General features: G+C 59.4%; 16 protein-coding genes and 1 tRNA gene. 6 read left to right on the top strand and 11 right to left on the bottom strand.

Translation table 11 applies throughout. The features are described from left to right. Nucleotides 1-2: 2 nt before the first annotated feature. The 5 genes from wecB to SPHFLASMR4Y_RS11905 all read left to right on the top strand — a co-directional run bounded on the left by wecB (nt 3) and on the right by SPHFLASMR4Y_RS11905 (nt 4,855). Complete coding sequence (wecB, locus tag SPHFLASMR4Y_RS11925; RefSeq protein ID WP_089133745.1) at nt 3-1,136, top strand: non-hydrolyzing UDP-N-acetylglucosamine 2-epimerase; 1,134 nt, start codon at nt 3-5, stop codon at nt 1,134-1,136. 73 nt (nt 1,137-1,209) lie between these two features. After that, entirely contained in the window at nt 1,210-2,352 is a 1,143-nt protein-coding gene (locus tag SPHFLASMR4Y_RS11920) for a glycosyltransferase family 4 protein (RefSeq protein WP_089133744.1), read from the top strand. 147 nt (nt 2,353-2,499) lie between these two features. Beyond that, complete coding sequence (locus SPHFLASMR4Y_RS11915; RefSeq protein ID WP_145955527.1) at nt 2,500-3,096, top strand: sugar transferase; 597 nt, start codon at nt 2,500-2,502, stop codon at nt 3,094-3,096. Next, nucleotides 3,093-3,719: an acetyltransferase gene (locus tag SPHFLASMR4Y_RS11910; protein ID WP_089133743.1), complete on the top strand. Its 627-nt coding sequence runs from the start codon at nt 3,093-3,095 to the stop codon at nt 3,717-3,719. Before SPHFLASMR4Y_RS11915 ends, SPHFLASMR4Y_RS11910 begins: the two co-directional genes overlap by 4 nt. Nucleotides 3,720-3,721: 2 nt before the next feature. After that, nucleotides 3,722-4,855: a DegT/DnrJ/EryC1/StrS family aminotransferase gene (locus tag SPHFLASMR4Y_RS11905; RefSeq protein WP_089133742.1), complete on the top strand. Its 1,134-nt coding sequence runs from the start codon at nt 3,722-3,724 to the stop codon at nt 4,853-4,855. Between the two features lie 77 nt (nt 4,856-4,932). On the opposite strand, the gene SPHFLASMR4Y_RS11900 is transcribed toward SPHFLASMR4Y_RS11905, so the two are convergent. The 5 genes from SPHFLASMR4Y_RS11900 to SPHFLASMR4Y_RS11880 all read right to left on the bottom strand — a co-directional run bounded on the left by SPHFLASMR4Y_RS11900 (nt 4,933) and on the right by SPHFLASMR4Y_RS11880 (nt 11,065). Continuing rightward, nucleotides 4,933-6,090, bottom strand: coding sequence for a hypothetical protein (locus SPHFLASMR4Y_RS11900; protein WP_089133741.1), 1,158 nt, complete (start codon nt 6,088-6,090; stop codon nt 4,933-4,935). A 29-nt stretch (nt 6,091-6,119) separates the two neighbouring features. Then, nucleotides 6,120-8,261 (bottom strand): GumC family protein, encoded by a 2,142-nt coding sequence (locus tag SPHFLASMR4Y_RS11895; RefSeq protein WP_089133740.1) that lies wholly within the window; start codon nt 8,259-8,261, stop codon nt 6,120-6,122. A gap of 12 nt (nt 8,262-8,273) precedes the next feature. After that, nucleotides 8,274-8,981 (bottom strand): polysaccharide biosynthesis/export family protein, encoded by a 708-nt coding sequence (locus SPHFLASMR4Y_RS11890; RefSeq protein ID WP_145955525.1) that lies wholly within the window; start codon nt 8,979-8,981, stop codon nt 8,274-8,276. Nucleotides 8,982-9,143: 162 nt separating this feature from the next. After that, entirely contained in the window at nt 9,144-10,583 is a 1,440-nt protein-coding gene (locus SPHFLASMR4Y_RS11885) for an O-antigen ligase family protein (RefSeq protein ID WP_186265928.1), read from the bottom strand. A 392-nt stretch (nt 10,584-10,975) separates the two neighbouring features. After that, nucleotides 10,976-11,065: transfer RNA gene (locus SPHFLASMR4Y_RS11880), tRNA-Ser, on the bottom strand. A 223-nt stretch (nt 11,066-11,288) separates the two neighbouring features. Here SPHFLASMR4Y_RS11880 and SPHFLASMR4Y_RS11875 point away from each other — a divergent pair. Then, the gene (locus SPHFLASMR4Y_RS11875) at nt 11,289-12,071 is read left to right on the top strand and encodes a DUF1134 domain-containing protein (RefSeq protein ID WP_089133737.1); all 783 of its coding nucleotides are present in this window, start codon (nt 11,289-11,291) and stop codon (nt 12,069-12,071) included. 174 nt (nt 12,072-12,245) lie between these two features. Here the strand turns inward: SPHFLASMR4Y_RS11875 and SPHFLASMR4Y_RS11870 are convergent, their stop codons facing one another. The 6 genes from SPHFLASMR4Y_RS11870 to SPHFLASMR4Y_RS11845 all read right to left on the bottom strand — a co-directional run bounded on the left by SPHFLASMR4Y_RS11870 (nt 12,246) and on the right by SPHFLASMR4Y_RS11845 (nt 18,173). Beyond that, entirely contained in the window at nt 12,246-12,854 is a 609-nt protein-coding gene (locus SPHFLASMR4Y_RS11870; protein ID WP_089133736.1) for a riboflavin synthase, read from the bottom strand. A 46-nt stretch (nt 12,855-12,900) separates the two neighbouring features. Continuing rightward, entirely contained in the window at nt 12,901-13,881 is a 981-nt protein-coding gene (ribD, locus tag SPHFLASMR4Y_RS11865) for a bifunctional diaminohydroxyphosphoribosylaminopyrimidine deaminase/5-amino-6-(5-phosphoribosylamino)uracil reductase RibD (RefSeq protein ID WP_089133735.1), read from the bottom strand. After that, nucleotides 13,875-14,366, bottom strand: coding sequence for a hypothetical protein (locus tag SPHFLASMR4Y_RS11860; protein WP_089133734.1), 492 nt, complete (start codon nt 14,364-14,366; stop codon nt 13,875-13,877). The genes ribD and SPHFLASMR4Y_RS11860 overlap by 7 nt, the downstream gene beginning before the upstream one ends. A 12-nt stretch (nt 14,367-14,378) precedes the next feature. Continuing rightward, nucleotides 14,379-15,032, bottom strand: coding sequence for an energy transducer TonB (locus SPHFLASMR4Y_RS11855; RefSeq protein ID WP_089133733.1), 654 nt, complete (start codon nt 15,030-15,032; stop codon nt 14,379-14,381). Nucleotides 15,033-15,183: 151 nt separating this feature from the next. Further along, nucleotides 15,184-16,521 carry a glutamate--tRNA ligase gene (gene gltX, locus SPHFLASMR4Y_RS11850; RefSeq protein WP_089133732.1) on the bottom strand — a complete coding sequence of 446 codons (1,338 nt, stop codon included), beginning with the start codon at nt 16,519-16,521 and terminating at the stop codon, nt 15,184-15,186. Next, a complete protein-coding gene (locus SPHFLASMR4Y_RS11845) occupies nt 16,518-18,173 on the bottom strand; it encodes an NAD+ synthase (RefSeq protein WP_089134855.1) in 1,656 nt (551 codons plus the stop codon). The genes gltX and SPHFLASMR4Y_RS11845 overlap by 4 nt, the downstream gene beginning before the upstream one ends. Between the last annotated feature and the right edge of the window lie 46 nt (nt 18,174-18,219).

The raw sequence follows: 18,219 nt of genomic DNA, 5'->3' as shown, positions 1-18,219 counted from the left end.
CTATGACAAAGAAACTCAAAATCGCCACCATCGTCGGCACCCGGCCGGAGCTGATCCGGTTATCCCGCGTCATGGCCGCGCTCGACCGGCATTGCGACCATCTGATCATCCACACCGGACAGAATTACGACTATGAGCTGAACGGCATATTTTACGAGGATTTGGGCCTGCGCCAGCCTGATATATTTCTGGAAGCGGCCGGAGACACAGCCGCCGAAACGATCGGCAATATCATCGCAAAATCGGCAAAGGTGCTCGCCGAACAGCAGCCCGATGCGGTGCTGGTGCTGGGCGACACCAATAGCTGCCTCGCGGTGATCAGCGCCAAGCGGCTGAAAATTCCCACTTTCCACATGGAAGCCGGCAACCGCTGTTTCGACATGCGCGTGCCGGAGGAGATCAACCGCCGCATCGTCGACCATACCGCCGACATCAACCTGACCTACAGCCAGATCGCGCGCGAATATCTGCTGCGCGAGGGGCTGGACCCGCAGCGCGTGATTGTCACCGGCAGCCCGATGCGCGAAGTATTGTCCGCCTATGAGGACCGCATCGCCGCCACGAATGTCCAGGAGCAGCTCGGACTGGAAAAGCACGGCTATTTCGTGGTCAGCGCGCATCGCGAGGAAAATATCGAGGACCCGCGCCAGTTCGAGGGATTGGTAGAAATTCTCAACATGCTGCCCGAGCGTTTCGGGCTGCCGGTGATCCTCTCTACCCATCCGCGCACCCGCAACAAGATCGAGGCGACCGGCGCAAAGCTAGACCCGCGCGTGCATCAGATGAAACCCTTCGGCTTTTCCGATTATAACGCGTTACAGATGAACGCCCGCGCTGTGCTTTCGGACAGCGGCACGATTACCGAGGAAAGCTCGATCCTCAATTTCCCGGCGCTCAATATCCGCGAAACGCACGAGCGGCCGGAAGGGATGGAAGAAGCGGCGGTGATGATGGTCGGGATGAACCCCGAACGCGTGCTGCAGGGCCTGGAGATACTCCAGTCCCAGCCCCGCGGCGCGGAACGGGCGCTGCATCTGGTGGACGATTATGCACCGGACAATGTATCGGAGAAAATCGTCCGGATCATCCACAGCTACACCGATTTCGTGAATCGGGTGGTTTGGCGGAAAGGCTGACATCGATGCAATATCGTCCCGAAGTCGACTCCGCGTCTTCGACTCTGGAGCACCGGACGGTGCGCATAATCCCATGCGCTTTATAATCATTGCCGGATTTGCCGGATCGCTGCTGAATTTTCGGGGGCCGTTGCTGCAGGCGCTGCAGGCGCGCGGGCACGAGGTTCATGCGGCGGCGCCAGGTCTTGGCGCCGGCAGCGTCGAGGCGGAGCAGTTGCGCAAGATGGGCATTATTCCGCATGATGTGCCGATGGATCGCACCGGCCTGACACCGCTGGCCGATCTGCGCCTGCTGGTCGCTCTGGCTCGGCTGATGCGGCGTCTGCATCCGGACGCGATGATGGGCTATACGGTCAAGCCGGTGATCTGGGGGACGCTGGCGGCCTGGCTGGCCCGCGTGCCGCGACGGGTGGCGCTGATCACCGGGCTGGGCCTGTCGTTCAACGAGGGCAAGGGTGCGAAGCAACGGTTGCTGACGGCGCTGGTCTCGGGTCTCTATCGCGCCGCCCTCAAACGGGCGGAGACCGTGGTGTTCCAGAATCGCGACGATCTGGCGCTGTTCCGTGACCGGACGATTCTGTCGGCGGCTGCGCAGACCCGGGTTGTCGATGGATCGGGTATCGACCTTGATCGCTTCGCTCGCGCACCGCTGCCCGACGGGCCGCTGCGCTTCGTGCTGGTTGCACGGATGATTGCCTCAAAAGGCGTGCGCGAATTTGCCGAGGCGGCGCGCCGCACCCGCGAATGTCATCCGCAAGTGCAGTTCGACCTGATCGGCGGGCTCGACAGCAATCCGGACAGCGTGACCGCCGACGAGATCGACCGCTGGCAGGCGGAGCAAGTGCTGACCTGGCATGGTCAGGTCGCCGATGTACGGCCGCTGATGCAGGCAGCCCATGTGGTGGTTCTGCCCAGCTATTATCGCGAAGGGGTTCCCCGCTCGCTGCTTGAAGCTCTAGCCCTCGGCCGGCTTATCATCACCACCGACATGCCGGGTTGCCGCGAAACCCTGGACGGAGAGAATAACGGCATCCTCGTCCCACCGCGCGATGCCGCAGCCCTGGCACAGGCCATGGACAAGCTGGCCAGCGCGTCTTGCGAAGAATTGCTAAAGATGTCAGAGGCGTCCCATCGTCTGGCGAAACAGCGGTTTGATGTGCACCGGGTGAACCGGGACATGATCGCGGTGATCGAGGGCGAGACACAGGGGGCATAGGCGGAGATATGGACGGGATCGCACAGGGGAATATGGCGTGAAAATTTCAGATGCCGACACGCCGCAAGCCGGTCCGCGTCCCATTCCAATCCAGCCTGTGATAGGCACCCACATGATCCCCGGCACGGATCGGGACACCGTGCGCTCATGATAAAGCGCCTGTTCGACATAGTGGCCGCCGCCATCGGTCTGACCCTTCTGGCGCCGCTATTGCTGATCCTGGTGATCCTGATCCGGCGGGGGATGGGGTCGCCTGTGCTATTCCGCCAGATCAGGCCCGGCAAGGATGGCAAGCCGTTCGAAATGATGAAATTCCGGACCATGCGCGACGCAACCGGTCCGGACGGCCAGGCCTTGCCCGATACGGAACGGCTGACCCCGCTCGGCCGTAGCCTCAGATCCAGCTCGCTCGACGAACTGCCGGAACTGTGGAATGTGCTGAAAGGCGATATGAGCCTTGTCGGTCCCCGTCCGTTGCTGATGGAATATCTGCCGCTCTATTCGGCCGAACAGGCGCGCCGGCATAATGTCCGTCCCGGCGTCACCGGCTGGGCGCAAATCAATGGCCGCAACGCAATTTCATGGGACGAAAAATTCGCGCTCGATGTCTGGTATGTTGACAACCGCAGCCTCTGGCTCGATCTGAAGATCATCTGGCTGACAGTCCGCAAGGTGCTGAAACGCGAAGGTATCTCGGCAGCAGGGGAAGCGACCATGCCAAAATTTACGGGCCCGCGATCATGACGCGGCTGATTGGCGTCTATGGCGCATCCGGGTGCGGCCGCGGAATCCTGCCGCTGTTGCGCGAACAATATCCCGGAGCCGAGCTGCTGTTCATCGATGACGGCCAGGCACCCGGCCGGGTGAACGGACAGGATATAGTCGACTGGACCGCTTTTCTGGAGCGCAAAAATCGCGACAAGGCGGTGTCGATTGCCATCGCGGATTCGCAAACCCGTCAGCGTCTGGCTGATAAATGTGCCGCAGCAGATATTCCACTGGTCGAAGCACGGGCGGCATCGGTCGTGCAGATGGACGAAGTGGCGATCGGTCCGGGCGCCTGTCTCTCGCCGTTTGTGACGCTGACATCGAATATCTCGATCGGGCGGTGTTTCCACGCCAATCTCTATTCCTATGTCGAACATGACTGCGTGGTCGCCGATTATGTGACTTTCGCGCCGGGTGCAAAGGCCAATGGTAATGTCACAATCGGCGAACATGCCTATATCGGTTCCGGCGCGATAGTGCGGCAAGGTATCTCCATTGGCGCCGGTGCCACCGTCGGCATGGGCGCGGTAGTCACTCGCGATGTGGCGGCCGGAGAAACCGTTGTCGGCAATCCGGCCCGGCCATTAATCAAGGACTGATCATGCGCATCTATCTATCACGCCCCCATATGTCAGGCACGGAACAGGATTATGTAGCACAAGCCTTCGCCTCGAATTTTGTCGCCCCCCTGGGGCCGCAGCTCGAGGCTTTTGAGGCTTCTGTCTCGGACTATCTCGGTGGCGACCTGCATTGTGTCGGCCTGTCTTCCGGATCGGCTGCCCTGCATCTGGCATTGCGCATTGCCGGAGTCGGCACCGGCGACGAGGTCTGGATTTCATCCATGACATTTGCCGGCGGTATATTTCCGGTCAACTATCTTGGCGCCACGCCCCGGTTTTTCGATCTCGATCCGGCCAGCTGGACCATCGATATCGCGCGACTCACCGAAGAACTGGCCGTTGCAGATCGGGACGGCCGCCTGCCGAAAGCCATTGTTCCGACCGATCTCTATGGTCAGTCCGTTGATCTCGACGCGCTCGAAGCGCTGGCGGCACAATATGATATCCGGCTCGTTCTCGACAGCGCCGAGAGTCTGGGCGCGGCCTATCGCGAGGGGCGCAAGGCCGGAACCGGCGGCGACGCGGCGATCCTGTCCTTTAACGGCAACAAGATCATCACCACGTCGGGCGGCGGCATGCTGGTTACCCGGCACAAGGACTGGGCCGACCAGGCGCGCTTTCTCGCCACCCAGGCGCGCGATCCTGCCCCCCATTACGAACATTCCACCTTCGGTTACAATTACCGGCTGTCGAATATCTGTGCCGCGATCGGTCTCGGGCAGATGGAGGTTCTGGATGATCGCGTGGCCCGGCGGCGGGCAATCTGCGAGCGTTATCGCGCAACCTTGTCCCGACCTGGCATCTCCTTCATGCCGGAACCCGACGGGCATCGCTCGACCCGCTGGCTCACGGCCCTGACCATTGATCCGGAAGAGACAGGCGTGTCTCGCGAGGATATTCGTCTGATGTTGCTAGAGCATGAAATCGAGGCGCGGCCTTTGTGGAAACCGATGCACATGCAACCGCTTTACGCCGGATCCCCCTATCATGGCACCGGAGTTGACGAAGCGCTGTTTGCCAATGGCCTGTGCCTGCCCTCGGGAAGCGACATGAGCGATGAGCAGCAAGACGAGGTAATCCAGCGGATCGAAAACCTGCTGGATAGAAGCCGCTAGGCGGAAGACCTGACAACCGGCGATCGATGAGCCCAATTTCGATGTCGCTGTGAACCGCCCGCAGGCGGTCACCGCATTCAGCGCGCGCTGATGTGAATCGAATGGATCTGGCCGTTCAGATTCTCCTTGTCGGACCAGGCCCGCGCCAGCAGGGACAGGCGGACAACCGCGCAGTCTGTTGGAATCGGGCCAACGGAATATTTGCTCGGACTTTTCGTCAGCGGGCGATCAAAGAAACGGGTCTTGGTTTTTTCACACTGAAGCGCGAACCGCACATCTCCAAGCTGCTCCACCGGCGAGACATCATGCTCTATCGTCAGCGTGAACGATTGCGGTACGGACACGATCCGTTCAGCCAAAACCCCCGCCTTGCCCCGCCTGACAAAAAATTCCAGCCGTTCCGGCTCATCGACGATCTGCGCACGCTCTCCGGAACCCCTGTTGAGCCACCAGTCAAACGGAGGCATTTCTGTGCCCCAGTCGAGCCGTTGCTGCCGCTTCGCCGAAGGGGCCGGTCCGCTAGAGGATATCCCCGAGATTTTGCGATATAGCGCTGTCGCTGAATCGAGATCACCTGCCCTGACCAGTGCGTCTATAATGGATTTGTCGGTGTCGGGTTTGACGAGAAATTTGTCAAACAGGAGCATCCGCAAGCGCGCCAGATTGGCGAGCGCGTCGCGATCCCCTGCCGCGGCCTTCAGAAACGAATCCGCCCAGTCCGGCTTGTTGTTCAGCGCCTCGACAAATTCCGGAACCGACCGTTCGTCCTTCAGCGCCTGTATCAGGATCGGAAACATGGTTTCTTCCTGCTCCGGCGACACGGTCAATATCTGGTTGAGCACGGCGATGCTGTTGGCGAAATCATCTCGCGACGCATATAAAAGCAGCAGGTTGGACTGCAACATGAGGGTTCGGCGATTAAGGTCCGACGCGGCCAGCAATATCTCGTCTTTTTGGGCCGCATCCTGCTGCTCAAGGGCCAATATGGTCCACGATACCGGAGACAGTGGCTCCTGCTTCAGCACCTCTCTGGCCAGAGGTGCAAGCGTTTCATCAGTCTGGCTGTTGAGGCGATCCAGAGCAACGCGCTCCATCGCAAAACCGTTCAGCGGAAAAGCTCCCGCGGCAAGGCCGGGTTGATCGTTGGCCAAAACATTGGTGAATGCCTGCATCGCCAACACGCCGCCCAGACTGGCGGTCCCGACAGAAAGAAGGCTTGCTTTCAGCCAGTTCATCTTGGCGGGATCAGCGCGTTGGCCATCGCTCAGCTATCGTCTTTGTCACCATAGCTGTGTCCGTAACCATAACCATAGCCGTAGCCATAGGTCTGGTTCCGGTCGTCCAGCTTCGTGACAATCGCTCCGAATATACGAGCGCCGCTTGTTTCGAGTCTGCTCAGAGCCTGCTGAATGGTCCGGATCTTGCCGCTATTGGCTTCCACCACAAAGACGACGCCGTCGACGACTGACGCAATTTCAAGAGCATCGGCCAATCCCAGAACCGGCGGACTATCAATGATGACATGATCATATCGGGTGCTGAGCTGTTCGAGCAGCAACTGCAATCGGTTACCGGCCAGCAATTCACCGGGATTGGGCGGTTTTCTACCACTCGGCAGAATATCGAACGGGTGCGAATCCAGCGCAACGATGCTTTTCGCAAAATCGTCGTTCCCGGCCAGATAGCCGCTCAATCCCACGCCCGGCTGGGGCACATTGTCAAAAATTTCGTGCAAGCCGGAATTGCGCAGATCGGCATCGATGTACAATACGCGCTTACCCAGATGACCGAAGCTTTCGGCCACGGCGACCCCGGTGAGGGTCTTGCCTTCATCGGGTCGCGTACTGGTGAACATCAGGGTCGCCGGAGCGCCCTTGTCCGTCAGGAAGGTCAGGTTGGTCCGGGTCGCCTGATAGGCTTCGTTCAGTTCGGACTTCTTGTCCCCGAGCTGTTCATGGACAGCGCCCTCCGGGATCAGCGGAATGAGACCCAGAACCGGCAGATCGAGGACCCGCTTCACGTCTGACGGGTTGCGGATACTCTGGTCCATCGTTTCGCGAAGGATGACCAGTGCGCCGCTGGCAAAGGTGCCGAACAGAAAGGCCAGCAACAGATTGCGGGTGAGAGACGGTTCGTAGGGCTGCCGCGCGATTTCGGCCTTGTCGACCACGACCATGTTATTTTCGCCCGCGCCGACAACACCGACTTCCTTGAACCGCTGCAGCAGCGCATCATAGAGCTGACGGTTGGTATCGACTTCGCGTTTCAATATTCCGTACCGGACGCCCTGCCCCTGCTGGCCCAGATAGCCGGATTTGGCGCGGTCAAATTCTCTCTGCAAACCCTGCTCCTGAAGCAGGGCCTTCTGCAAATTCGCCCGCAATTCCCGGGATATGTCATTCGAAGCGCCCTGCATCGAGGATTTCAACGAAGCCTCTTCTGCTTCCAGGGCGACGATCTGCGGATAGGACGGGCCAAATTGGGACCGCAGGCTGGCAAGCTTGGCCTGCACTTCGGACAAGCGGGATTTGAGGGTCGTCGTTGCGCCTCCGGCGCCGGCTGCCGTCGCGCTTGCCCGCAAAGCGCTTTCCGCCTCGATCCGTGCGGCGGTCGCGCGCGCCAGATCACCACTTAACGCCGAGAGCTCGGACGAAGCCAAAGTCTGGCCACCGCCTGTGGATCCGTCTTCTGACGTGATCGGAGTGATATTCACAATCTCGTTTGCGTTGGCATAGTCGATCAGTTCTTGTTCAGAACGTTCGAGCTTCTCCCGCATTTCGGAAATCTGGTCGCCAAGAAATTTCTGGGCCTGAACGTTGGAGCCAAATCTCTTGTCAAAATTCATGCCCAGGAATTCCTGGGCCCAGAGATTGGCAATGGAGGCAGACAATTTGGGATCCGGACTGGAAAAACTGATATCTACCAGGCTCGAAAATTCAATCGGCGCAATGGTGATGTTCGACAGGACAATTTTGGCCGCCGTCGCTTCCGAAGGAGCTTTTTCACCCAGTCCGAACGCCTCCAGGAAATTTTTGTCTCGGGTCAGATTACCGGCGCTGACAACCCGGCTTGCGAGGCTGCGGGACTGGAGCAACTCATATTGCGTCGCAAAATACTGGCGATCCTTGGCAATATTCTGCAACTGCACATCACCGATATTGGTCACATCGGATTCGATCTGGCTGATCTCGATGCGCGCAGTCGATCTGTAGAGCGGTGTCTGCAGCAGTGTCATGATCAGACCGACGATCAGCGTAAAGACAATGATGGCCAGGATCACATAGCGCAGATTGATCGCCTGCTGCCAGAAACGCTCCAGATCGTGGAGACTTATGGAATCCGAAGCGGCCGTTTCAAAATCATCACGATCACCGGCTGATCGCGCAGGTTGGAGGTTCGTCGCCATTATTCAATCAACCTATCGAGCTACTCTGTCGATCAGAACAGCAGTATTTGTTAAAAGGGGAACATAAGCCAATACGCTCTGCAAGAAGCGTTTCGAAGGCGAATCGCCAACAGCAATCACGTCATTCGGATAAATAGCGGGATCGGGATAATTGCCACGCTCGATCGCTGTCAGATTGTAGACACCGATATATTTCTGGCCATCGACCATCCGCGATACCAGAACTTCATGGGATTTCGCAAACTCCGACAAGCCGCCGGCATTATAGACCGCGCGCAGCAAAGTGGGCGAGTTGGAGGATGTATAGGTTCCCGGTTTTTTCACTTCACCGCCGATCGAAACCGTCAGTTCCGGCAATTTGGTCGGACGAACGGTAACCTGCGGATTGAGAATATATTGCCCGCGCAATCTGTTCTCGATCACATCCTCGACACCCGACGGCGTCAGACCGTCTGTTTCGACCAGACCAATCAGAGGAAAATTGAGTCGTCCCTGCTCATCCGGAAGATAGGTGCCGGACAGCAGCTCTGAACCGAAGACAGCGATTTCCAGTGTTTCCAGCGGACGAACCTGATAGGGCGAGGCGGTCGTGCTGACGGGAAGCTCTTCCAGAGTGGTCAGCTCGATATCATTCGACATGCCGATCGGTGCGGTTGCACAAGCGCTCAGCAGAGCCCCCGATACCGCTAAAATGAACAATTGTTTCAATTGGATTTTCATTTTCACTCTCTGATCCACACAACGGAATTCAGCCGTAAACAGCAATTCGCGATTAGGCAACCTCGATCCATCGCTATTTCCGAACGGGTGATGAAGTTGCGCTCTCCGGGACCGGTTGACCGGGAAATTTCCCGGCCGGACCAAGGCCAAAACCGCGTTCGGTCATGGCCTTCCGCTGAAGCCGAGGGCTTCAGGATTGCGCCGGGCCGTAAACAGCAAGGCCACGATCCAGACCGCTACCGCACTGAACAAGGGCGTCCGCAACGGATAATCCACCAGACTGGCAACGGCCAATATGACCATGATGCCGAACCAGAAGTAGAGATGCGCAGGATTACGGGATGCTGCCGCGAACAGCTTCAGCACGGACACAAGATAGAAGAAGACAGCGGCGAGGGCCAGCAGCCCCGCCAGAACCCCGCCCTCAATGAGAATCTGCAGCCAGTCATTATGCGCCTGGTTGAAATAGCTGGGCATCAGCAATTCGTCCGGCTCGTGGATGAAATAGACCTTGTCGAACGTGCCGAAGCCGGTACCGAAGGGCCAATAGGTAGCGATCATGTCAAGCAGGGTCGGCATCGCGCTGGTCCTCAGGTTCGACATATTGTCCGATTCGATCAGACGGGTGATGGCCGGGACGCGATCGGAAACAAAGAACAGCAGGACCAGCAGCACGCTGAACGCGACGATCGCGACCGAACCGATGATCGACGCAATCCCGTTACCCTGCTTTTTCCTGTGGCCCGCGGCATCCACGGGTTTCAGGTTGTATAATATCAGTCCGATGAACAGCGCGATGCCGCCACACAGGAAACCGGCACGCGAACCGTTCAGGATGGAAGATAGAAAAATGAGCAGATAGAACGTGACCAAGGCCATGCTGGTATATTTTGTATTGACGCCGAAGAAGCGCCAATTTTGTGCATGCATATAACTTATGATCAGCAGCGCCACCGCAGAAAAAACACTGGAGTGATTGCGGTTGGCAAAAAATCCGACCGCTTCGGATGAATTGGTGAATTCATAAAAATAGAGAGGCCCGCCGCTGGGGCCGAGGATCTGCAGGATGCCGAGCAGCGCGTTGCAGACCGCGATCAGGATGATCAGCGAGAGAAAGTCCTTTTTGCGCGCGTTGGGGTAGACATGGTATAGCAGAACTGCCGCCAGCGGCACGATCAATGCGGCCAGCGAATTGGCCGTCCGGGAAGGCGAAAAGGATATCGGGCGCCACAAGCCGCTCTGGTCGCCGGCGGCATCGAGCCTCGCGATCAGGCCCCGGCCCGGCAGTTCCGACCACAGCTGATAGGGCAGGGGGATGAGCTGGATGATCATCCAGACGACGAGAACAGCCAGACCCGCGTAAAGCGGCACCAGCCCCTCGACCTTTTGCGCGCCCCGTTGACCTGCCGCCAGTTGATAGAGAGCATAGCCGGCGACCAGGCAGGCAAGCGGCCTCAGGACAATCAGCTGCACCGCATCGCCGCGTGCGCTGCCGCCCAGCAGGCAGATAGCGACGATGAAGACCCCCAGCACAAGCAGCAAGGCGCGGTCCGCAATCCCGCCTTTCGGAGCTATTCTTCTGCTTTTTCTATTATTCATCATGGCCCAAATATTCTGAACTGCAAATCGGGATGGCGTGCGGAATTGATGATCGGGCGGGAACGGATAGTCAATGCAATTCATGTCGCATCGCGCGGCCGGTCCGGTTGAAACCGATCCATCATGCCGCAAACGCTGCACGGCGTTCAAACGTCCGGCAGCGCCCCGCAAAAGGGGACAACATACGGATACCAGGACCTGCACTGTTCAAACGATCGGCCTGCTGGTCGATCCCGCCGGTTCCGCGTAACCCTCCGCGCGCGTTAAACTGTCTCGATGCCATTGCGGCTCATCGAAACCGGTTGACTGAGCGGCCAGCCGGCGGCACGAGGCGGTTTCACTCAAACTGACAAAAAGCGGGAGGAAAAGGTCGGCGATGGTCGGGAATTGGGGAGTGGAGGACACGGAGGGATTCGAACCCTCGAAGCCCGTAAAGGCTTGTCTCCTTAGCAAGGAGGTGGTTTCAGCCGCTCACCCACGTGTCCACGCAGTTTGGCTTGAAAAAGCGCTATAACGGCGGATAGCGCTGGCTGCAACGGGAAATTTGGACCGTTTTGATTCCTGCCGGAAAAAATCCGGTACGGGCGGAAGCGGGACCGCGGGACTCGGATCGCCGCAGAATCGAGTCCGTTCGTCGTCCGTTCATTGCGTGGTCATAGTCGACGGCCGAGAGCCTGTTCTTGGCTGGTAACCGGAAGGAGTTTGCCCATGTTACGGTTATGCTTGAAGAAATCATTGGGTGTATTTGCCATATTGGCTCTCGCCGGCACACCGGCTCTGTCGCCCGCGTCTGCCCAGGTGGAAACCGTCGATCCCAATGACGTGATCGATGCCGATCTGGCTGCGCCCGACTATGACGGGAATTTTGAGCCTGAAACCTCCCGCTCGTCCACCGTTGCGGATGCGCCGCTGGACAGCGACATCAACGCCGACATTGTCGCCCCCTCGGGCACCGCCACAACCGGAGCGCAAAGCGGCGATAGCATCGGCGCAGCCATCGAGGACAGCAATACCTATCAGGACGACGACCTGATAGGTGCGGCCGAAGGCGTTTTCGGCAAGGGCGCGAAAGGCCTGGCCGAGGTTATCGAGGATATTCTCAAGAAACAGGGGCGGCCCAATGCCTATATTGCCGGACGCGAAGCCAGCGGTGCCTTTGTCGTCGGATTGCGCTACGGCTCGGGCAAGCTCTATCACAAGGTCGAAGGCGAACGCCCGGTCTACTGGACCGGACCTTCCATCGGCTTTGATATCGGCGGAAATGCCGCCAATACCTTCGTGCTGGTCTATAATCTCTATGACACAGAAGAACTCTATCAGCGTTTCCCGGCAGGCGAAGGCGCGGCCTATTTCATTGGCGGCTTCCACGTCAGCTATTTACGCAGCGGCGACAAGGTGCTGATCCCGGTCCGCCTTGGCGCGGGCCTGCGGCTTGGCGCCAATGTCGGTTATATGAAGTTCAGCAAGAAGCAGAAATGGTTGCCGTTCTGACCGGCGGGTCGCTGCCCTGATGCGCTTTTACCGTTCGTCCTGAGCCTGTCGAAGGACCTCTATCGAAGAGAAACGAGCTTTGACTGGCTCACCACCAGCCGCTTGAGCGACATGGCGCGGTACGCCAATCCTCTACCCCAGGCCACGGCTGTCACGGGTTGAACGTAAATCCGCTCAGCCCGTCGATCGCAGCTTTTCCATCCGCGCCAGATAGCGGGCCAATATATCAATCTCTAGATTGACCGCGCGGCCGGCTTCGAGCTCGCCGAGCGTCGTCACCTGCGCGGTATGGGGAATGATATTGAGGGTGAAGAGCGCGCCCTCGTCATCATCGTCCACTGCATTGACGGTCAGCGAAACGCCATCGACCGTAATCGACCCCTTGGCGGCGATGAAGGGCGCCAGATCTTTCGAGACCCGGATCACGACTTCCTGCGAATCACCGGCGGCGTTGCTCGAGGCCACTGTGCCAACGCCGTCGACGTGGCCGGTCACGATATGCCCGCCCAGTTCGTCGCCTACCTTCAGCGCCCGCTCCAGATTGAGCCGGCGGCCGGCGGCAAATTGTCCTTGCGCGGTACAGGAAACGGTTTCGCCCGACACATCGACCGCGAACCAGTCCCGCCCCTTGTCGACCACTGTCAGGCAAACGCCGGAACAGGCGATGGATGCGCCCATATCGACCCCGTCCATGTCATAGCCGCACTGGACCACCACACGCAGATCACCGCGCTGGTCGACCGATTCGATGGTGCCGATGTCTGAAACAATGCCTGTGAACATGCGCGATCCTATTTGCTGTGCCTGTTAGCGGTAAACCGAGCGGAACCTAGGCGGCGCGATCATATATCTCAAGCATATCCTGTCCCAGATCGCGCCGGTCGGTGCGTCGCCACTGGCCATGCGCCTCACCCAGCTTTTCCAGTCCGATATCGGCAATGGAAGGCAGGCCGCCGCCAATGATGATCGGGGCCCGATAGAGCATAAGCCGGTCGACAAGTCCCGCTGCCAGGAACGAGGCGGCGGTCTGTGCGCCGCCTTCGACCAGCAGCCAGTTGATATCGGCAAGACCGGCAATCGCGGCCGGTTCGTCCAGCTGCAGCCAATGTTCCGGCAAATCCTTGTCGCTGCCGAGAACAATCGGTTGGGGCGAACGGTCGGCAAGACCATCGAGCCGGACATCAAGCCGGGGGCGATCGACCCTGGAGGTGCCTGCACCGACCAGAATGGCATCGTTGCGCGCCCGCTCCAGATGGGCATGGGCCCGCGCCCGTTCGCCGGTGATCCACTGGCTCGAACCGTCGGCCATGGCGATGCAGCCGTCGAGCGACATCGCGAGTTTGAGCGTGACAAACGGGCGGCCATTTTCGACCCGGCACAGAAAACCGGCCATCGCGCGGCAGGCTTCGGGCTCCCGGATGCCGACCGAAACCGGAATGCCGGCATCGCCCAGCCGGTCAATACCGCGCCGCCTGGTCCGTTCGTCGGCATCGAGAGTGGCGACGATCACCCGTTTCGGTCTGGCTGCGATGATTGCAATGCTGCAGGTCGGGCCGCGTGTGCTTTCATGGGCACAGGGTTCCATGGTGACATAGATATCCGCGCCTTTCGCGGCGGCTCCGGCTTCGGCGAGCGCCATTTCCTCGGCATGCGGCCGGCCGCCCGGCTGGGTCCAGCCACGGCCGATGACGACGCCCTTTTTAACAATGACGCAGCCGACATTGGGATTGGCACCGGTCCGGCCGCGGCCCCGCTCCGACAGGGCAAGCGCGACAGCCATGAAATGGGCGTCGCCGGGCGGGGTCAGCATTGCAGTCCGGCCGGCCGCTCGACGTCGACTTCCCCGCGCGCCAGACGTTCGGCTTCCGCCTCAGCCTCGATCGCCTCGACATCCATGCCCGACATACGGCCCAGTTCCTTCATCGATTCCCGTCGCTTTGCTGCCAGCTTGTCCTTCAGACACTGGACCTGCCAGCGGTCCTGCAGAATTTCCTCGTCGGTGCGATCAAATGTCCAGTTTTCGACATAAACGACCTCCTGCGGTACATAAGTGTAGGTATTTACCTTGGGATCGAGCCAGAATAGGAACAGAATGAACGATGTGCAGGCAATCGCCAGCGCCGCGGGGAGCAGCCGCTCCCCCGGTTCACTCTGCCGGAATACGGCGACCAGGTCACCAAAACCGCCGGTAACGGATACATCTTTCAACATTCCCATGCCGTCCAAATAGTGCGGCCGCACCCGGATGACCAGCCCTTCCCGCAAATTTGCCGCGGGAACGGCCGGACCAGCCATCGGAGCCGTTGCTCAGCTGTTGATTTCAAAGCGGACTTTCAGGGTTATCCAGCTTTCATAAGGCGTACCGTCTCTGGTTTCCGGGGTGAAGCGCCATTTGCTCAGCGCCTGCTTGCGCGTCGCCTTCCAGAAATCCTCGTGCGGCGCTTCGATCAGTTCGATCCGCTTGACCCGCCCGTCTGTCCCGACCAGCACCCGGACGCTAACCTCGCCCTCCCGCTCAAGCCGCAACTGACCCGGCGGGTAGGCAGGCTGAAATCGGTCCGCGTAGCGTGTGTTAAGCCGCGCGCCGACGATCACCGGTTCAGGTGCGATGGTAATCGTTTCCATGGGTATCGCCATGCCTTCTCCTTCCGAGGCACTGACCGGGCTGGTCGCGGCATATTGCTGTTTCGGAATCGGCGGCAAGTCGATTATCTGGGGCTTGGGTGCGGTTTGCTGCATTGGCGACGGCGTCTTGACGTCCGGCTTCTCTTTTTCGATCACCGGTTCCGGAGGCGGTTGCAACCGCTCCGGGATAGCCAGGATGGTGCCCTCAAATCTATCCGGCACCACGATCGCCGGCATCGCAATCACGGCTGCGATAATCGCCGCATGCACGGCGCCGGTCATTATCAGGCCTTTCGAACGCGGTGTTTTGTTTTCGTATACAGATACATAGCTCATGATACTGTCCTCTCAACCATCCTCAACATGGCGGAGCGGGTCCGTGCCTGTTCGACGATCTCACCGCAACGCCGATTGTTATGTTATACTATAACATTCAGAAAGGCAAACAGCGGTGGTCGTGGCCAGAAATCCAGCCTTGAAGACCAAACTAAGCTATTGTTATTGCTAATCTTTTTAGAGATTCGTCGCGGCCGATCAGAGGCAGCAACACATTCATATCCGGGCCATGATCCAGCCCGGTGAGAGCCTGGCGCAAAGGCATGAACAAGGGTTTACCCTTGCGTCCGGTCGATTCCTTGAGCGCTCCGGTGAGCGCCTTCCAGAGATCGGAAGATGCTTCCAAATCTTCCAGTTTCTTATGCGCAATGGCCAGAAACTCGCGGTCTTCCGGCGAAAATTCGGGCGGCGCAATCGGGCCGGTCACGACCTGCCACCATTGGTCGACATCGCCCATATCGTGCAGGTTGGGCCGGATCACCGCCCAGCCATCGGCATCCATGGCGTCCGGCAGCCGGTCCTTCACATCCGCATAGTCCAGCAGATGAACAATCTTCTGGTTGAGCTGGACCAGCTCCTCCTCGTCAAACCGGGCCGGAGCGCGGCCGAACCGGGCAAAGTCAAAGGTTGCAATCAGCTGTTCGGCATCGACAATCGGCTCCACCGGATCGCTGGTCCCGATACGCGCGAGCAGGGCGACGATCGCCTGCGGCTCGATCTTCTTCTCGCGAAAGCTGCTCACGCCCAGCGAGCCGAGCCGCTTTGACAGCTTGCCCTCGGTCCCGACCAGCAAGGCTTCATGGGCAAATTCCGGGGGCTTTGCGCCCAGCGCTTCGAACATCTGGATCTGCACCGCCGTATTGGCCACATGGTCTTCGCCGCGCACGACGTGGGTAATCTCCATCTCGATATCGTCGATTGCCGAAGGCAGCATATAGAGCCAGCTGCCGTCCTCGCGCAGGATGACCGGGTCGGACAGCAAGGCGGGATCGAAATTCTGCTCCCCCCGGATCAGGTCGGTCCAGATGATCGGCTTGTCGTGATCGAGCTTGAAGCGCCAATGCGGTTTGCGGCCCTCTGATTCAAAGGCGGCAATCTGTTCCGGTGTGAGGTCGAGCGCCGCTCGGTCATAGATCGGCGGCTTGCCCCGGCCGAGCTGGATCTTGCGCTTCAGGTCCAGTTCCTGCGCCGTCTCAAAGGCCGGATAGACCCGGCCGTCAGCCTTCAATTTCGCCAAATGCTCTGCATAGCGGTCGAAGCGCGCGGACTGCCGCTGTTCTTCGTCGGCGATCAGTCCGAGCCACGCCAGATCGGCGCGGATGGCGTCGACATAGTCCTCCTTCGACCGTTCGGCATCGGTATCGTCGAGACGCAGGAGAAAGGTCCCGCCCTGTTTCTTGGCGAACATCCAGTTGTGCAGGGCCGTGCGGATATTGCCGACATGAAGGTGGCCCGTCGGCGACGGTGCAAAGCGGGTTTTTATGGTCATACGGTCCTGAATGCGTTGGTGATCGGATAGCGACGGTCGCGGCCGAAATTTCTGGTGCCCAGCTTGACGCCAGGAGGGGCCTGGCGCCGCTTATATTCGGCGATATAGAGCAGCCGCTCGATGCGCACCACCGTCTCCCGGTCAAAACCACGCCCGACCAGGTCGTTGACCGACAATTCCTCCTCGATCAGGCCGTGCAGCAGCGGGTCGAGAATCTCGTAATCCGGCAGGCTGTCGCTGTCTTTCTGGTCCTCGCGCAATTCGGCGCTCGGCGGTTTTGTGATCACGCTTTCCGGCATCACCGGACCATCGGGGCCGAGACCCAGGCTCGGCTTGTTGCGGTTCCGCCAGGACGACAGCTTGAAGACCGTCAGCTTATAAGCGTCTTTCAGAACCGAATAGCCGCCCGCCATATCACCGTAGATAGTGGCATAGCCGACGCTCATCTCGCTCTTGTTGCCGGTGGTCAGCAGCATGTGGCCGAATTTGTTCGACAGTGCCATCAGCGTCACGCCGCGAATGCGCGACTGGATATTTTCTTCGGTGATATCGACATTGCTGTCGGCAAAACTGTCCTCGAGCATCGCGTCAAAGCCTTCGACCGCCGGGTTGATCGGAATCGTATCCAGCCGTGTTCCCAGCATTTCCGCACAGCCCGCAGCATCATCGAGACTTTCCTGCGAGGTAAAGCGCGAGGGCATCATCACATTCCAGACCCGGTCCGCACCCAATGCATCGACGGCAACCGCAGCTGACAGGGCACTGTCGATGCCACCCGACAGGCCGAGCAAGACACCGGGAAAGCGGTTGCGGTTCACATAGTCGCGCAAGCCGACGACCATCGCGTTGTAAATATCGGCCGGATGATCATCCAGCTGGTGGATTTCACCTGGCGCGCATCTCCATTCGCCCCCCTCGCGGGACCAGTGGGTGTCGACAATTGTCTCGTCCCAGTCGGGCAACTGGTGCATCACGCTGGCGTCACCGTTGAGCACGAAACTGGCGCCATCGAACACGATCTCGTCCTGTCCGCCCACGCGGTTCAGAAAGACCATGGGAATCCCGGTTTCCTTGACCCGCCGCGTCGCGACCTGTCCCAGCCGCATATCATCCTTCTCGATCTCATAGGGGCTGCCGTGCACCGAAATGAAGAGCTCCGCACCCTGCGCCTTGAGATGTTCGCAGACGGCGGGGAACCAGACATCTTCACAGATCGGCAGCCCGATCCTGCAGCCCTTGAATTCAATTGGCTCGGGCAGCGGGCCGGAAGCGAATAGCCGCTTTTCGTCAAATGTTCCGTAATTCGGCAGCTCCACCTTGTAGCGGATGTCCCTGACATGCCCGCCTTCGAGCAGCGCGATACCGTTATACAGCCTGTCCTCTTCGCGGAACACCGATCCGACGAGCATTGCCGGCCCCGGCCCCGCGGTTGCCGCGGCCAGCCGGTTGAGTTCGGCCTCGGCCCGCTCCCACACCGCCGGCTTCAATACCAGATCTTCCGGCGGATAGCCGATCAGCTGCAACTCGGGAAACACGATCAGGTCACTGTCCGGTCGCGATCCATGCGCCGCGATCATGGCATCGGCATTGCCGCGCAAATCGCCGACGCTCTGGGTCAGTTGCGCCATGGTGATGATAAGCTTGTCGGTCATCGGGTCCTGATAGAAAGGGCCACAGTGCGGAGCAATCGAAATTAAC

This window comes from Sphingorhabdus sp. SMR4y (genome assembly GCF_002218195.1).
Classification (GTDB): domain Bacteria; phylum Pseudomonadota; class Alphaproteobacteria; order Sphingomonadales; family Sphingomonadaceae; genus Parasphingorhabdus.
This window is presented reverse-complemented; position numbering and strand designations above follow the sequence as displayed.

Excerpts from the sequence above, each read along its gene's own strand:
- wecB (WP_089133745.1), top strand. The coding sequence starts at position 3 with ATGACAAAGAAACTCAAAATCGCCACCATCGTCGGCACCCGGCCGGAG.
- SPHFLASMR4Y_RS11920 (WP_089133744.1), top strand. The coding sequence starts at position 1,210 with ATGCGCTTTATAATCATTGCCGGATTTGCCGGATCGCTGCTGAATTTT.
- SPHFLASMR4Y_RS11915 (WP_145955527.1), top strand. The coding sequence starts at position 2,500 with ATGATAAAGCGCCTGTTCGACATAGTGGCCGCCGCCATCGGTCTGACC.
- SPHFLASMR4Y_RS11910 (WP_089133743.1), top strand. The coding sequence starts at position 3,093 with ATGACGCGGCTGATTGGCGTCTATGGCGCATCCGGGTGCGGCCGCGGA.
- SPHFLASMR4Y_RS11905 (WP_089133742.1), top strand. The coding sequence starts at position 3,722 with ATGCGCATCTATCTATCACGCCCCCATATGTCAGGCACGGAACAGGAT.
- SPHFLASMR4Y_RS11900 (WP_089133741.1), bottom strand. The coding sequence starts at position 6,090 with ATGAACTGGCTGAAAGCAAGCCTTCTTTCTGTCGGGACCGCCAGTCTG.
- SPHFLASMR4Y_RS11895 (WP_089133740.1), bottom strand. The coding sequence starts at position 8,261 with ATGGCGACGAACCTCCAACCTGCGCGATCAGCCGGTGATCGTGATGAT.
- SPHFLASMR4Y_RS11890 (WP_145955525.1), bottom strand. The coding sequence starts at position 8,981 with ATGAAAATCCAATTGAAACAATTGTTCATTTTAGCGGTATCGGGGGCT.
- SPHFLASMR4Y_RS11885 (WP_186265928.1), bottom strand. The coding sequence starts at position 10,583 with ATGATGAATAATAGAAAAAGCAGAAGAATAGCTCCGAAAGGCGGGATT.
- SPHFLASMR4Y_RS11875 (WP_089133737.1), top strand. The coding sequence starts at position 11,289 with ATGTTACGGTTATGCTTGAAGAAATCATTGGGTGTATTTGCCATATTG.
- SPHFLASMR4Y_RS11870 (WP_089133736.1), bottom strand. The coding sequence starts at position 12,854 with ATGTTCACAGGCATTGTTTCAGACATCGGCACCATCGAATCGGTCGAC.
- ribD (WP_089133735.1), bottom strand. The coding sequence starts at position 13,881 with ATGCTGACCCCGCCCGGCGACGCCCATTTCATGGCTGTCGCGCTTGCC.
- SPHFLASMR4Y_RS11860 (WP_089133734.1), bottom strand. The coding sequence starts at position 14,366 with ATGGCTGGTCCGGCCGTTCCCGCGGCAAATTTGCGGGAAGGGCTGGTC.
- SPHFLASMR4Y_RS11855 (WP_089133733.1), bottom strand. The coding sequence starts at position 15,032 with ATGAGCTATGTATCTGTATACGAAAACAAAACACCGCGTTCGAAAGGC.
- gltX (WP_089133732.1), bottom strand. The coding sequence starts at position 16,521 with ATGACCATAAAAACCCGCTTTGCACCGTCGCCGACGGGCCACCTTCAT.
- SPHFLASMR4Y_RS11845 (WP_089134855.1), bottom strand. The coding sequence starts at position 18,173 with ATGACCGACAAGCTTATCATCACCATGGCGCAACTGACCCAGAGCGTC.